15 protein-coding genes and 2 pseudogenes are annotated in these 14,947 nt (G+C 60.0%); 13 read left to right on the top strand and 4 right to left on the bottom strand.

The genetic code is table 11. The annotated features are described in order from the left end of the window. Positions 1-1,221, top strand: a 1,221-nt coding sequence (locus GX444_05660; GenBank protein ID NLH48075.1) for a sulfatase-like hydrolase/transferase, incomplete at its 5' end; no start/stop codon positions are given. 10 nt (positions 1,222-1,231) lie between these two features. On the opposite strand, the gene GX444_05655 is transcribed toward GX444_05660, so the two are convergent. Further along, complete coding sequence (locus tag GX444_05655) at positions 1,232-2,320, bottom strand: FAD-dependent oxidoreductase (GenBank protein NLH48074.1); 1,089 nt, start codon at positions 2,318-2,320, stop codon at positions 1,232-1,234. Between the two features lie 182 nt (positions 2,321-2,502). On the opposite strand from GX444_05655, the gene GX444_05650 reads away from it, so the two are divergent. From GX444_05650 to GX444_05610, 9 genes and pseudogenes are all read left to right on the top strand, one after another. Beyond that, the gene (locus tag GX444_05650; protein NLH48073.1) at positions 2,503-3,495 is read left to right on the top strand and encodes a PstS family phosphate ABC transporter substrate-binding protein; all 993 of its coding nucleotides are present in this window, start codon (positions 2,503-2,505) and stop codon (positions 3,493-3,495) included. A gap of 19 nt (positions 3,496-3,514) precedes the next feature. Further along, positions 3,515-4,399 (top strand): phosphate ABC transporter permease subunit PstC, encoded by an 885-nt coding sequence (gene pstC / locus GX444_05645; GenBank protein ID NLH48072.1) that lies wholly within the window; start codon positions 3,515-3,517, stop codon positions 4,397-4,399. Between the two features lie 3 nt (positions 4,400-4,402). Next, positions 4,403-5,251 (top strand): phosphate ABC transporter permease PstA, encoded by an 849-nt coding sequence (gene pstA / locus GX444_05640; GenBank protein NLH48071.1) that lies wholly within the window; start codon positions 4,403-4,405, stop codon positions 5,249-5,251. A 9-nt stretch (positions 5,252-5,260) separates the two neighbouring features. After that, a complete protein-coding gene (locus GX444_05635) occupies positions 5,261-6,109 on the top strand; it encodes a phosphate ABC transporter ATP-binding protein (protein ID NLH48070.1) in 849 nt (282 codons plus the stop codon). A gap of 99 nt (positions 6,110-6,208) precedes the next feature. Next, entirely contained in the window at positions 6,209-7,195 is a 987-nt protein-coding gene (locus tag GX444_05630) for a creatininase family protein (GenBank protein ID NLH48069.1), read from the top strand. Positions 7,196-7,283: 88 nt separating this feature from the next. Continuing rightward, positions 7,284-7,997 (top strand): TetR/AcrR family transcriptional regulator, encoded by a 714-nt coding sequence (locus tag GX444_05625; GenBank protein NLH48068.1) that lies wholly within the window; start codon positions 7,284-7,286, stop codon positions 7,995-7,997. Between the two features lie 658 nt (positions 7,998-8,655). After that, positions 8,656-8,769, top strand: a pseudogene (locus tag GX444_05620) (PepSY domain-containing protein). An 80-nt stretch (positions 8,770-8,849) separates the two neighbouring features. Then, on the top strand, positions 8,850-9,641 hold the full coding sequence (locus tag GX444_05615; protein ID NLH48067.1) for a hypothetical protein: 792 nt from the start codon (positions 8,850-8,852) through the stop codon (positions 9,639-9,641). A gap of 20 nt (positions 9,642-9,661) precedes the next feature. After that, on the top strand, positions 9,662-10,261 hold the full coding sequence (locus tag GX444_05610) for a DUF1566 domain-containing protein (GenBank protein ID NLH48066.1): 600 nt from the start codon (positions 9,662-9,664) through the stop codon (positions 10,259-10,261). Between the two features lie 68 nt (positions 10,262-10,329). Here the strand turns inward: GX444_05610 and GX444_05605 are convergent, their stop codons facing one another. Genes GX444_05605 through GX444_05595 form a run of 3 tightly spaced genes read right to left on the bottom strand, consistent with a single transcriptional unit; the run spans position 10,330 to position 12,384 of the window. Beyond that, positions 10,330-11,007, bottom strand: a complete 678-nt coding sequence (locus GX444_05605) for a TIGR00266 family protein (GenBank protein NLH48065.1) — start codon at positions 11,005-11,007, stop codon at positions 10,330-10,332. Between the two features lie 9 nt (positions 11,008-11,016). Beyond that, entirely contained in the window at positions 11,017-11,703 is a 687-nt protein-coding gene (locus tag GX444_05600) for a TIGR00266 family protein (GenBank protein NLH48064.1), read from the bottom strand. A gap of 15 nt (positions 11,704-11,718) precedes the next feature. Beyond that, entirely contained in the window at positions 11,719-12,384 is a 666-nt protein-coding gene (locus tag GX444_05595) for a TIGR00266 family protein (GenBank protein ID NLH48063.1), read from the bottom strand. A 326-nt stretch (positions 12,385-12,710) separates the two neighbouring features. On the opposite strand from GX444_05595, the gene GX444_05590 reads away from it, so the two are divergent. The 3 genes and pseudogenes from GX444_05590 to GX444_05580 all read left to right on the top strand — a co-directional run bounded on the left by GX444_05590 (position 12,711) and on the right by GX444_05580 (position 14,944). After that, positions 12,711-14,009 (top strand): NAD-dependent epimerase/dehydratase family protein, encoded by a 1,299-nt coding sequence (locus GX444_05590; protein NLH48062.1) that lies wholly within the window; start codon positions 12,711-12,713, stop codon positions 14,007-14,009. Positions 14,010-14,135: 126 nt separating this feature from the next. Then, positions 14,136-14,318, top strand: a pseudogene (locus tag GX444_05585) (hypothetical protein). Beyond that, positions 14,318-14,944, top strand: a complete 627-nt coding sequence (locus GX444_05580; GenBank protein NLH48061.1) for a hypothetical protein — start codon at positions 14,318-14,320, stop codon at positions 14,942-14,944. Before GX444_05585 ends, GX444_05580 begins: the two are co-directional and overlap by 1 nt. The last annotated feature ends 3 nt before the right edge of the window (positions 14,945-14,947 follow it).

Raw genomic sequence — 14,947 nt, 5'->3', positions numbered from 1 at the left:
TTCGCCTACTGCCACTTCATCGGTCCGCACATGCCCTATCATTTCGTGCCTGGGGTCAGCGACGAGTTTCTGTCTCCGCAAAAAGGAAACGCCCTGGCGGCGCGCTTTCCCACGCGGGACAGTCTCTATGAGCAACCGATATCCGCCGAGCAGCGCGACGATTTGCTGCGCCTTTACGACGGCATGATCCGCGACACGGATCGTCGCGTCGCCGTGTTGCTGCAGGAGATCGACAAGCAGCAGCTGACCGACCAGACATTGGTCATCCTGACCGCCGATCACGGCGAGGAATTCGGCGAGCATGGCGAATGGGAACACGGTCACAGCCTGAAAGACGAGGTCTTGCACGTGCCGCTGATCATCGCGCCTCCCGGCCGACAGGAAAGCACGCGCCGCGATGAGCTGTTGGGCTCGATCCATCTGGCGCCCACCGTCCTGTATTTTTTGGGAATCGCCGCGCCCAACGAGTTCGCCGGCTCCAGCATCATTCCCAATCCGGCCCGCGCGATGCAACGGCCGGTGCTTTCGGAAAATCTGCTTTACGGCGACCAGCGGTCGTCGCTGCGCACCCGTGACCTGAAATACATCTACAACTTCAGCGCCTACCGGGAGGAAGTCTACGATCTGGCGACCGATCCGCGGGAACTGCGCAACCTGGGCGAGGATCCGCAATGGCGGCTGCGCGCCCATCTTCTTTACAACGAATTTCAGAATACCTTCATCGACCGGACGGCGAAAAAATTCATCAATCTGCGGTTCGTTTCAACGGAACCCCACGAATGGAAACTGGTCTTCAAGGCCGACCACGCGCTGATGCCGATCGTGATGGCCGGCAACATCAACGCGGTGCAATGGAAACAGCCCGATCGCTACCTGACCGGCGAGATCCAATTCAAAACAGATGCGATTTTCCCGGTGCTGCTCCACCTGCCCTTCGACGAAACGTTTCAATTGTTGTCGATCGAAATCCTGTTGGACGGCAAACCGATCCCGGAAAGCAACGTGGCCACGAATCCCGCGGCCATGCAGTTCCTCGACAACCTATCGAACATCATGCAAGAAAAGACCTGGCAAGTCTTTTATTCCCCGCAAATGCCGCCCGCGCCGCCGAACGACCTGCCCAAGGTCTTTCTCTGGGCCAGCGGTTCCATTCCCACATTCAATCCGGCGGAGAACGTCGAGAACGTCGAGCGGTTGAAAACGCTCGGCTACCTGCAATAGGCGCCTGCTGTTACCGCATGGTTTCCTCGACCATTTCACGGAGCCGTCGACCGATCGCCGGCGACGCGGTCAGACCCGGCGACTCGATGCCGATCAGATGAATGACGTTCGGCCGATCGCTTTGCCGAGCCAAATGGAAATCCCGCAAGGGCTCGCCCGGCGGCGTCCGGCGCGGGCGAATACCGGACGGCCCGAGACGCAAATCCGCCGTGCTCAGTTCCGGGCACAACCGTTGCGCCGGCGCCAAGAAATCGGCGGCCGGCCGGCGATCGCTTTCGTAATCGTCCCGCCGTTCGACGAACCGGGCGTCGGGGCCGATCCACAATTCTCCTTGGACCGTGCGCGTCAGGTGGACGCCGAGACTGACCGGATCGGGCACCGGGTATACCAAATCGCGGATCAATGCCGTGCGCCGCGGAATCACGGACGCGTATTCGCCGCGGCACGGATAAATCCGGTGGCCGGTCTCGCCGCACAGCGAGGCGATTTCGTCGGCGTGCAGGCCGGCCGCGTTGATCAGCACCCGCCCCGTCACCGCGCCCTTCAAGGCGGTCGTCACCCGTACCGCGTCCTTTCCGTCGTCAACGCCGATCACCTCGGCGCCGGCGACCAGCAACGCGCCCCGCTCCTGGCAACGGCCCGCCAGCCCGTGCAGGTACTCGCCGGCATCGAAAACACCCGATCCCGCCGACAGCAGCGCCGCGCGCAGGCGAATCTGCGGCTCGCGCCGCAATGCCGCGGCCGGTTCGATCCAATCCAGTTGTTCCACTCCGTTCGCCCGGCCGCGCTGCAGCAGATTCTCCAGTTGGCCGACTTCGATATCCTCGACGGCGACGATCAGCTTGCCGCCAAGGCGATGAGCGATTCCCCAAGCCGTCAATCGTTCGATCAACAAACGACGGCCAGAGACGCACAACCGGGCTTTCCACGAATCGCGATCATAATAAATGCCCGCATGAATGACACCGCTATTGTGGGTGGACGTTTCCTCGCCGAAGCGGCCTCGCCGCTCCAGAACCACGGTCCGATATCCGGCGACAGCCAGCTCATAAGCGCAGGACAAGCCGACTACCCCACCGCCGACAATGATGACATCCATTTCAGACATGCAGGTATGATAATAGAATTTCAGGGGTTTTACAGTGTTAGATTTCGCTTGACAACTTTTAAGGCTACTAATACACTCCATCTGGAGTGTTATTGTAGCCTAATCAGAGTGTATCATCCATGTATTTCACTCTTGGGTGGGGCCGTTCGCATTTATCCGAAAGGAGAAGAGAGATGTCCAAACGATTTATTGCATTGGGGATCCTGGCAGTATTGGCTGTTGGTTTGTGCTTGTTCGTAGCTTGCCAGCCGGCGGCCAATCAACCCGCCGATCAGACGGCCGCCAAACCGGCCGAGCCAGCCGGTACGGTGCGGGTTTCCGGAGCTTGGGCGCTTTATCCGATGATGGTCCGTTGGGCCGAGGAATACAACAAGGTTCATCCGAACATCCGGATCGACGTTTCCGCCGGCGGCGCGGGTAAAGGCGCGGCGGACGCGCTGGCCAAGTTGGTGGATATCGGCATGGTTTCGCGGGCGATCAAAGCGGAAGAGACCGCTCAGGGCGCCTTCTTCGTTCCGGTGGTGAAGGACGCGGTGTTCCCGACGATCAACTCGGCCAATCCGCTCGTCGCGAAGGGCCTCGCCGAAAAAGGCATCAAGCGCCAGGTTTTCGTCGACCTGTACATCAACAAAAAGGAATTGACCTGGGGCGACGTCATCGGCGTGCCGGTGAAGGACAAAGTCCAGGTCTATACCCGTTCCGACTCTTGCGGCGCGGCCGAGACGTGGGCGTTGTATCTGGGCGCCAAGGCGCAGGAAGCATTGCAGGGCATCGGCGTGTACGGCGATCCGGGCGTGGCCGAAGCGGTGCGCCGCGATCCGATGGGCCTGGGCTTCAACAATTTGAACTTCGCCTTCGATCCGAAAACCGGCGAGCCGCTCCCCGGCATCATGGTTCCGCCGATCGACATCAACGAAAACGGCAAGGTGGACCCCGAGGAAATGCTGTCCCCGAAAGCCAACGCCATCAAAGCCGTCGTCTCCGGCGTCTATCCTTCTCCCCCGGCACGCGACTTGAACCTGATGACCAAGGACAAGTTCGAAGGCGCCGCGAAGGATTTCGTCCGTTGGATCTTGACAGACGGGCAGAAATTCGTCGATGAAGTAGGTTACATCAAATTGACCGACCAATCGCTGGCCGACAACCTGACGAAGATCGGCCAATAACGGAAAGCGATCACCGAAGATGCAATTACGCAGGCTCAAGGAATTGCTGGCGACGCGCTCGATGCGGCTGGTGGTGTATTTCGCCAACAGCCTCGTCTTGCTGATGGTCGCCGGTTTGTACCTCAAATCGCGGCCGATCCTCGCCAGCAAATCCTTGAGCCATTTGTTGTTTTCCAGCACTTGGCACCCGCTGGAAGGCGAATTCGGCTTTTACCCCTTCATCATCGGCACCATCGAAATCACGCTGATCGCGATGGCGATCGCCGTCCCGATCTGCCTGTTGGCCGCGATCTACCTGTCCGAATACACGACGGCCCGCTACCGCGAAAGCATCCGCATCGTCATCGATCTGATGGCCGGCATTCCCTCGGTCATCTACGGCCTGTTCGGCGTCATCGTGATCGTGCCGGCCGTTCGCGATATCGGCCGCTTCCTGGGGCGGTCGACCACCGGCTACACCCTCTTCTCCGGCGGCATCATCCTGGCCATCATGGTCATTCCGATCATCACCTCGGTCGCAACCGAGGTGATGCGCACCGTCCCGATGGAGGCGCGCGAAACCTCGCTGGCGTTGGGCATCACCCGCTGGGAAGCGGTCAAGCACGTGGTGCTGAAGAGCGCGCTGCACGGGATTTTTTCGGCGATCGTCCTGGGCTTCGCCCGGGCCTTCGGCGAAACCATCGCCGTGATGATGGTGGTCGGCAACGTGCCGCGGGTGCCGGGTTCGATTTTCGATCCGGCCTACACCCTGCCGGCGCTGATCGCCAACAACTACGGCGAGATGATGTCCATCCCGCTCTACGATTCGGCGTTGCTGCTGGCGGCGCTCATTTTGTTGGTCGTGGTCGGCGGTTTCCACCTGGCGGCGCACCTGACGCTGGCCCGGCTTGAACGGAGGCCCTGACCCATGCGCCGTCGCAAGCTCGAGGAAAAAATTTTCAAGGCCCTGATGCTCGCCTCGCTGGCCGCGATCGTGGCGGCGCTCGGCGGCATCATCCTGGTCATCGTCATCCGCGGCGCCGGCGCGCTCAGCCTGAGCATGATTTTCCAGACCCCGAAGGGCGGTTACTATCTCGGCGGCGGCGGCGGCATCGCCAATGCGATCGTCGGCTCGATCTACCTGACGCTCGGCGCGTCGATCATCTCGATCGCGCTAAGCCTGCCCATCGCCTTCGCCCTGCAGCGGGAATATGCCGGGACGACGCTCGGGCACATCACCCGCCTGGCGCTGGACATCCTCTGGGGGACGCCCTCGATCGTTTACGGCGCCTTCGGCTTCGTGATCATGGTTTTCTTCGGCCTGACCGCCTCGCTGCTCGGCGGCATCATCGCCTTGTCGCTGCTCATGTTGCCGATCATGACGCGCGCCATGGAAGAGATCATCCGGATGATCCCGATCGAGCTGAAGGAGATTTCCTATTCGCTCGGCGCGACGAAAATCGAAACCACGTTGTCGGTGGTTTTCCGGCAGGCCCTGCCGGGCATCATCACCGGCGTCATGCTGGCCTTCGGGCGCGGCATCGGCGACGCGGCCTCGATTCTCTTTACGGCGGGCTATACCGATTTCATCCCCCGTTCGATCCTCGACCCCGTGGCCTCGTTGCCCTTGGCCGTTTTCTTCCAGATCGGCACTCCCTTGCCCGAGGTGCAAGGTCGGGCGTATGCTTCGGCGTTACTTTTGCTGATCATCGTTTTGGTGGTCAATTTGGCGGCTCGCTTGTTGAACCGGCGGTTTTCGCGAAACATCATTCGGTAGGTACGCACAATGCCTCACATCAGCGTCCGCAATTTGAATATCTCCTACGGTCCCCAGGCGGGCCTGAAAAATGTTTCCATCGATATTCCGGACGGCCAGATTACCGCCATTATCGGCCCCTCGGGCTGCGGCAAAACCACCTTCCTGAAAAGCCTCAACCGCCTGATCGATCTGTATGACGGCATCAAGGTCGACGGCGAAGTGCTGATCGACGGCGAAAACATCTTCGATCCCAAAGCCGACGTGCTGGAGTTACGGAAGAAGGTCGGCTACCTGAGCCAGCGGCCGTTTCCGCTGCCGATGTCGATTTACGACAACATCACCTTCGGCCCGCGCATCCACGACATGAAACGCGACGCGATCCTCGATCGCCTTGCCGAACTGATGAAGCATCACCCGATGCAGGATTTCGACCCCGAAGCCGCCCTGCGCCAGGCGAAAGCCAAGAAAAAAGGCGAATTCGATCTGCTGGTCGAGTTCTACCTGCGTCTCGCCGGCCTCTGGGTCGAGGTGAAAGATCGCCTGGGCACCGCCGCCTCGCGGCTGTCGATCGGCCAGCAGCAACGTCTCGCGCTGGCGCGCACCCTGGCGGTCGAACCGGAAGTCATCCTGGCCGACGAACCGACCTCGGCGCTCGACCCCATTTCCGCCACCTTGATCGAACAACAGTTCCAACTGCTGAAACGCAACTATTCGATCATCGTCGTGACGCACATTCTGCGGCAGGCGCGCCGCATCGCCGACCACGTCCTGTTCTTCTATCTGGGCGAACTCATCGAGGAAGGGCCCGCGCAGGAATTCTTCGCCAATCCGAAAAATCCCAAGACCAAGGGCTACATTTCGGGCGAAATCGTCTGATCTCCCTTCCTCACCGCAAGGCAACGAGAATTTTTCCCGCCGGCTCTTTCCCGGAAAACCTTCGTTGTGCGAAGATGTCCGCCTACCAAGGAGGCGCCGATGCCGTTACTGGAATTGTCGAAAATCAGCTATACGCAAATCTCCGCGCTGGACCGCACCAAGACGGTGGTCATGGCCGTTTTCAGCCCGCTCGAAGTGCACGGACCGCACCTGCCGCTCGGCGAGGACATTTTCACCGCCGAAGCGCTGGGACGCGGCGCGGCGGAGCGTTACCTGAAAAGCCACCCCGACTGGAATTTCCTGCTGCTGCCGCCCTACGCGGTCGCCACCGACACGGTGCCCAAGCTCGGATCGGTGCCCTTCCCGCCGGCTCTGGTGCGCGACGTGGCTTACCATTCCCTGCTGCCCTTCACGCGACTGGGATTCAAACGGCTGGGCTATTCCAGTTTTCACGGCGGCCCGCGACATTTCATGGCTTTGGAAGACGCCGCCGCCCAGCTCTCGAACCCGAAGGAAGACATCGCGGCCATCAGCCTGTTTTCGGCGGCTATCGCGCGCCTGGCCGAGGGGAAGGTCTTTCACGACGCGGTGCGCGACGATCCGCGAATCGAGATCACGCTGGCCAATTTGAAGGAAGATCATCACGCCGGGTTCGTCGAGACATCCCTGGCGATGCATCTCTGGCCCGAATGCGTCGACGACGGCTGGCAAAATCTGCCGCCGTCGGTATCCCGGCCGGTCGAGGAAGACAGCAAACTGAACGACACGTATCTCTACGGTTACGAAGAAAAAGCCGGCTTACTCGAAAAATCGCGCCGCACCCTTGGCGTCGCCCAGTCCATCTACCGGGCCATGCGGCATTTTCAAGACAACACCTATCACGGTTATCCCGGCAAGGCTTCCGCCGAGGCCGGCCGCCGGCTCTATAACGCCTTGGTGGAAACCAGCGCGGATTTATTGACGGAATTCATCGAAAAAGGCACCGCAATGGACGGCCATTCGCCGCTTTGGAAGCTGCGGCCGCTGCTGCTCAACGAGACGATCGGCAAGGCTTTCGACTCTTGGGTCAATCCGCAAAAGCCTTAAAACAGCCCGTACAAAACAATTGCGCCAGGGAAATGATCGTGCTATAGATTCCCTATATTGAACGATCGTTCAATATAAGGAAAAAAGAATGACCGTGCGGGCGCCAATCGATACTCCGGTTCAAAAAGCGGCCTTAACCGAAAGCTCGGGAAAACGGCGCCGCAATACCGCGCATCTCCGCGATCACACGCGACAAGTTATTTTGGAAGCGGCAACCCAGGAATTCGCCGAACGGGGCTATTTCGACGTCTCCATTCGCGATATCGCCCGGCGGGCCGGGGTCGCGCAGGGACTGGCCTATCACTACTTCGACAGCAAGGAATCCTTATTCGCCGCCCAAGTAGCCTATACGACCGGCATCTGGATCGAGGAATTTCTGGCCTGGCGAGAATCGCAGGAGTTTGCCAGCCTCCCAGGCTTTCTGGTCGAGTACTTGATGTTCATGCGACACTTCATCCAGGAAAGCCATCCGGCCTATTTTCGCTTCTACATGAAGCACATTCACATCGACAATCTGCCGCATCTCGATTTCTTCTTCGACCGGGTGTCGATGATCCAGCCGTATTTTCAGCGCGAAATCGACGCCGCCCGGAGACGCGGCGAACTGCGCGCCGATCTCGATCCGCCAATCATCGTGTTTCAGGTGGAAACGCTTTCCAGCAGTCTGCAGGAAGCGTTTTATTCCGATTTTCTGGGCATGGGCCTGGGCATTTTCAAGGGAGATCCGGAGGAAATTCGACAAAATTTGCATCGGCTGATCGCTTGTGGGTTGGCCGGTGTGCTCGAAAAAACCACGCAATAAAAATGAACAGCGGGAGGGAAAAATGAACACGACAAGTTGGCTGGCGCGCCGTTTTACCTGGGTGTTGCTGGTGGGTCTGCTGGCCGTTGGGGCATACGGCGGTAAAGTCGTTTGCGACGATGAAGACTGGGATGACGTCAAGGACGACGTCGACAATTGCGCCGGCATCTACAATCCCGCGCAACAAGATGAAGACGCCGACGGCCGCGGCGATCCGTGCGACGACTCGACGCCGCAACACGGCATGAAATTCGGCGTCTGTTACCGCACCAACTGGGAAAAGCTCACCGGCGCGGGTTGGGAAGATATCGAAACAACCCTGATTAAAACAGGCCCGACGACCTTCACCGTCAAAATGCGTTGGCCCGACATTTCCGCCGATACGATCGAAATGGGCCCCGGCCATCAGAACGGCCGCGACATCTGGTTCATGGGCCAAAACACCCACTTCCTCACCTGGACCTCGACCTTCGCCGAAGCCACCGCCCTGGATACCGATAAGGACGGCGTGGTGGATCAATTCGCGGGCGTCGGCGTGATGCGCACCTGCGAAAATTGCGATTACACCGTGGCCTGGGACACTTTCTGGTCCGGCACCATGACCGGCGACATCATGCCCGCGGCCTATTGCGGCGCCGAACCCGACGACGACACAACCGATGACGATTCGGCCGACGACGACGCGGCGGACGATGACGCGGCGGACGACGACGTGGCCGACGACGACGCGACGGACGACGACAGCGGCGACGACGAGGCCGACGATGATGACGGCGGCGTCAACGGCGACGATGATGATGACGACGATGACGACAACGGTTCCTGCGGCTGCTGAGCGGAAAGGAGTCGCTGATGAGACCCATGCAGAATGTGCTCGGGCGCCTGTTTTTACCGGTCTTGTTCATCGCGATCGTCATGACTTTCCATTTCGCCGCGATGGCCTGCGAGGACCGCGACCGCGATAACGTCGAAAACGGCGACGACAACTGTTACATCACCTATAACCCGCTGCAACAAGACGAAGACGGCGACGGCAAGGGCGATCCGTGCGATGCCGAGACGCCGCAGCACGATTACCAGATCGACCTTTGCTACCAAGGGGCGTTCACGCCGACCAACGGCGCGTCCTACGACAGCGTCCCGACGGCTTTCCTGCCCCAGGATGACGGCGACTACCAGGCGCGGGTGCTGATGCCGCCGGAATTCGACAGCGTTTTGTTGAACGGCGCCGCGCACTGGAACGGCCGCGACGTCTGGTACATGGCCGAAACGCGAGAATATTTCACCTACCAGGCCAATTTCATCGAAGGCATCACCGTGACGGTCGATGAAGACAACGTCGCCGAAACCATGGAAGGAACGTACATCCTGCTCCAGTGCGAAAATTGCTTCGGCGACGCGGATTACGACACCTACGAAAACTGGTCGTCGGTTTCGCAAGGGATCTGGACCGCCGTGCGGCAACCGGTCGAATTCTGCGGTATCGAACCGCCGGATGACGACACCGCCGACGACGATACGGGCGACGACGACGAAACGCCGGTCGACGACGATGAAACGCCGGACGACGACGGCGACGATGATGATGACGCCGCCACGGATGACGACGACAACGACGACGACAACGGCAGCTGCGGTTGCTGACGAGACGAGGGAGAAAAAGCATGCGGCAAATGAAATGGCTCTGGCTGGCGTTGATCCTGGCCGCCCTGTTGGGTTTGGGCGTCTACGCCGCCGCCTGCGGCGACGACGACGATAACGACAATGACGACGGCGGAACCGAAGACGACGACAGCGTCGATGACGATGACAACGACAACGACGACAACGACAGCGCCGATGACGACAGCGCCGACGACGATGACGACGACGACAACGACACCCCCGACATCTGCGAAACCATCGTGGTCGGACACCTCGAATGGGCGCAATGCGACAACGGCGCCGACATTTCGCAGTACGACGCGATCACCTATGCCGAAACCCTCGAGCTGGACGGCAAAACCGATTGGCGCCTGCCGACCCGGGCGGAATTGATCCCATTGTACGATGAAGACACCGACGACGAGACGGATTGCTACCTGACCGCGCACATCCACGCGCCGTTCAACCTGAGTTGCGTCTGGGTCTGGACCAGCGAGGTTTCCGAGGCGATTCCGGAAATCGCCTGGGTGGTCGGTTTCAGCCAGGGGACCGTGGTGATCGATCAACGCGACACGTACGAAAAGCACCGCGCTTTGGCGGTCCGCGATCTGCCCGATTAAGCAGACCGCATAGAAAAATAAGCGCCGGCGGGCGTCCCCACGGACGCCCGCCGGCCTTTAACTCGTGACTAATTATTGCTCTTCTGTTTGACCGGCCGGAACGGATTGACCCAGTGCCCGAAGGCCGGGGCGCTGCGGGTCTGAATGTAAATATCGCCCTGCCCCGTGTAGCGGCAAACCAATCCTTCGCCGGAGAGGAAGGTGGCTTTCATGCCGCCGACCGGCTGCACGTTGAAGGTGATCGTCTCCGGGAAGGCCACGATGTGCGTCGTGTCCACGATGTAGGCGCCGTTGACGGTCACCTTTTTCAAACCGCCGTACGAGCCGAAGAACACGGTGCCGCGGCCCGTAAGTTTCAGCAGGAAGAGCCCCTCGCCGCTGAAGAACGTCCGCACGCCGCCGAACTTCGCGTCGATTTCGATGTCCCCGACGTGCGCGATGTACGCGCCGGCCTGCATGAAATAGGTGCCGCCGTTGAGTTCGACCGCTTCGATGTCGCCCGGCGCGGACGGCGCCAATTTGATCGTGCCGGGACCGCCCTTCGGGAAGAAGGTGTTGGTGAAGAAGCTTTCGCCGGTGACCATGCGTTTGAGGCCGCCGAGCAGGCCGCCCTTGGCCTTGGTCTCGATTTGCATGTTCGTGCTCATCGCCACCATCGCCCCGGTTTCGGCCACGAGCTTTTCGCCGTCGTCCAGACTCACTTCCGCCAACGCAAAATCGGGTTTGCCTGTCAGTTCGTATTTCATGGCGACCTCCTACTGTTCCCGCGGCGGCAGCTTGCCGCCGAGGAATTGGCCGAAGCCGGTGGCGTTGTGGGTCTGCATGTACAGTTTGCCCTTGCCGGAAAATTCGCAAACCAACCCTTCGCCGGAAAGCAGCGTCGCCTTCCAGCCGCCGACCTTTTTCACTTTGTATTGCAGCGTATCCTCGTAGGCGACGATGTGGCCGGTGTCGCAGATGAAGCTGCCGTCCACGTCGATGCAGAAGATGCCGCCGAACGAATTGACGATCAGCTCGCCGCGGCCGGAGAACTTGATCCAGAACATCGCCTCGCCAGAAAACAGGCCCTTCATGCCGCCGAACTGCGTGTCCATTTCCAGGCCTTCGCTGACGGCGAGATAGCTCGAGCTTTGCACGATCAGGTTTTTCGTGCCGTCCATCGAGATGTGTTCGACATCGCCCACCAGCACCGGCGCCAGGCTGACGTGGCCCGCCTGCGCCGCGGTGAACTTGTTGAGGAAGAAGCTTTCGCCCGTCAGCAGGCGCTTCAAACCTTTCAGCAGCGCGCCCGCGCCACCGCCGCGCGAAAAGGTGCTGGTCGTGACGGTGATGTTGTCGGTCATGCTGACCATCGCGCCGCCCTCGGCGATGACGCTTTCGCCCTGATTCAAATGAACATCGGCGATCGCGTAGGAAGGCCGATGCAGGATTTCGATATTCATCTGTCGCTCCTTTCCTTAGTGTCGCGGCAAAAGCGGCGTCAGCCAGCCCAGCAGCGATGAAACCGTCCGGCTCTGGATGTACAGCTTGCCCTTGCCGTTGAAGCGGGCCACGAAACCCTCGCCCGACAACAGGGTCGACTTGAGACCGCCGATGCGGCTGACCTTGAAGTTCAACGTCGGTTCGAAGGCCACGATGTGCCCGGTGTCGACAATGTACTCCCCGTCCACGTCGATCGGCACGATGTTGCCGTAGGCGTTGAACCACAGATTGCCCGTGCCCTTGAGTTCGAGCAGGAACAAGCCCTCGCCGCTGACCATGGATTTCAGGCCGCCGTACTTGGTTTTCATGTCGATCTCGGGCGAACAAGCCAGGAAAGAAGAGCCCTGTAAAATCAGGGCGCTGTTTTGCAACGGATAATGAACGATTTGCCCCGGCAGCGTCGGCGATAAAATCAATTTTCCCGGCCCGCCCTGGGGCGAATAGGTGTTTTGAAAAACACTTTCGCCGCCGAACAATTTGCGGAACAACGCCTTGAGAAATCCTCCGTAAACCTTGGTTTCGATCGCCAGATTGCCCGACATGCCGACCATGGCTCCCGCCTCGGTGCGAACCTTGTCGCTCGGGTCCATTTCCAGAAACAAACTGGAAAAGGACGGTCCGTGTTTGATCTCGTACTTCAAGGCCTTCACCTCCTCCTTCTCGCGGAACGATCCGCCTGTAACGAATCGCTCGGGTTAGAAAGAAATCGCTCCCCGTTGTGAAAATACCGGACGAATTTCGGTTTGAATTGTCGGAAAACCCATCACCTCTGTTATTACGTCCAACCTAACCACTGAAAAGAAAAAAAATCAATGAATTCCTGAGATTTTTTCTTGAACTCGCCCACCGGCCCCCAAGGCCGGCGGCCGTTGACATCCGACGGTTGGACGCGTTAGGTTACAGGCGCTTGGCTGAAGGATGTTTTTGCCTGATTTAACCTAGCCTTAGAACGTGTAGGGAATCGATCATGGCCGAAAAAACCAGCAAGAAAAAACAGGCCGCGAAAACTCCGCTCAAACCGGCGAAAAAAACCGCGGGGCAGACCAAAGCCGTTGCCGCGCGCGGAAAAGAAAAAACCGGCACGGCACCGAAAAAACCGGCGACCGGCGCCAAGAAGTCCGCGCAGTCGAAGCCCACTGCCAAGCCGCCGATTAAAACGCTGTTTTTCACCGGGTTCCCCGGTTTCCTGGGCCGCAATCAGGTAAAGCAAATCCTTACCACCGAGCAGAACATCCGATTTCGCCTGTTGGTGCAAGAGCAATTTCTCGAAAACGCCCGGACGACGGCGGCGGCCATTCAAGCCGAGTTGCAATTGCCGGCTGCGGATTTGTTCGAGTTCCTGGTCGGCGACCTGACCGTCGATCAGTTCGGTCTGGAAGACGCGGTTTATCGGCGATTGCTGGCGGAAGTCGACGAGGTCTGGCATCTGGGCGCGGCCTACGATCTGGCGATCGCCGAAAAAATCGCCTGGAACGTCAACGTGGAAGGCACGCGCCGCGTGTTGGATTTGTGCCAGGAAATGAAGCGGCTGCAAAAGCTGGTCTATTTTTCCACCTGCTACGTGTCGGGCCTGCGGACCGGCCTGGTGCTCGAGGACGAACTCGATTACGGCCAGGGTTTTAAAAACCATTACGAATCGACCAAATTCGAGGCCGAATCGCTGGTCCGGCAACGGCGGGAACAAATCCCGACGGTGATCATCCGGCCGTCCATCGTCATCGGCGACAGCCGCACCGGCGAGGCGGACAAATACGACGGCCCGTATTTCCTGTTGTCCACCCTGGCGGATGCCGAGGCGCAAAACCTGCTCGCGCCCTTCAAGAAAATGCGCCTGCCGAGCCTGGGCAAAGGCGACGCGTATTTTCATCTGGTGCCGGTCGATTACCTCGTCCAAGCCGTGGTGCACATCGCCGGCCGGCCCGAAGCGATCGGCCGGACCTTTCAGATCTGCGACCCGGACCCGCTGCTGGTACGCGAATTCATCGACCTGACCTATCAACATTTCGGCCTCGGCAAAACCCTCGGCCATTTGCCCATGGGGATGATCAAGGTCGCGCTGAAGATGCCGAAACTGGGCCCGCTGCTGGCTGTGCCCGAGGAAGTGCTGACCTATCTCGAACACCACGCGATCTTCGACTGCCGCCACACCCGCGAATTGTTGAAGGATTCCGGCATCCAGTGCCCGCCGCTGGCCGATTACCTCGGCGTGCTGATCGACTATCTGCGCGGGCATCTCGACAAAAAAGGAAAATTCGCTAAATATTAGTGCCCGGTTGGATTCGCCGCGCGCCACGCCGGCGTCGTCACCGAACCGGAAGGAGTCCTGTTTATGCGTTACCGCACCACGAAAATCAGCCCCCGGATGGCCTTTCGCAAAAGCGTCATCACCGCGCCGCGCGACGTCATTGAAATCGGCCGCAACGACCCCTGCCCCTGCGGCAGCGGCAAAAAATACAAGAGCTGCTGCATCGAAAAGGGCGATCATTTTCTTCGCAAGATGGCGGCGAAAGCCAAGAAAGAGAAACAGGGCGGCCTGATCAAGCGCCTGTTCGGAACCAAGAAAACCGAGGAGTAATGCCGCGCGCCGTCCGCCTCGGGGCTCTGGTCGCGTCACTCGGCCTGCTGGCCGCCTGGATTCTGCGGGTCGCGGTCGTCACCGATTACCAAGAGGAACCGATTCTGCTGCTGGGCGGCCTGTGGTTTCTGACCGCCCTGGCGCTGAGTTGGGACACCCGCCGCCGACTGATCAAATCCGCTCTGGCGTCGTCGCTCGCGGTCGCGATGGTGGCAGTCGGCCTGCTGGCCGACGCGGCGGCCGGCTACCAACAACAGATCCGTCTCGCCATCGCGCACAACGTCATGGAAGCGGTCGCGCGCAGCCTGCATGTCTACGAGGCCGGCGGCAAGGAACTGCCCGCGGTGGAATGGGAAGTATTCATGCCCGCGGTGGAGGACGCCGGCGCCTGGCGCACCCTGTCGATCCCCTACCGGTACAGCGCGCGCGCCGAAACCTTCACGCACATCCCGCGCAAGGATCCGTGGGGGTGCAAATATCGCTATGTGAAAACGGGGGAACACGGCTTTACACTCGGCAGCAGCGGCCCGGATCGCCGCTGGAAAACGCCGGACGATCTGACCATCACCGCCGAGACGATCCTGCCCGACGGGCCCCGCCCCTTGCCGGTCTATCCGCGCCGCTAGGGT

This window comes from Myxococcales bacterium, assembly GCA_012517325.1.
Lineage (GTDB): Bacteria > Lernaellota > Lernaellaia > Lernaellales > Lernaellaceae > JAAYVF01.
Note: the sequence above shows the minus strand (reverse complement) of the source record. Positions and strands in the feature narration are given on the sequence as shown.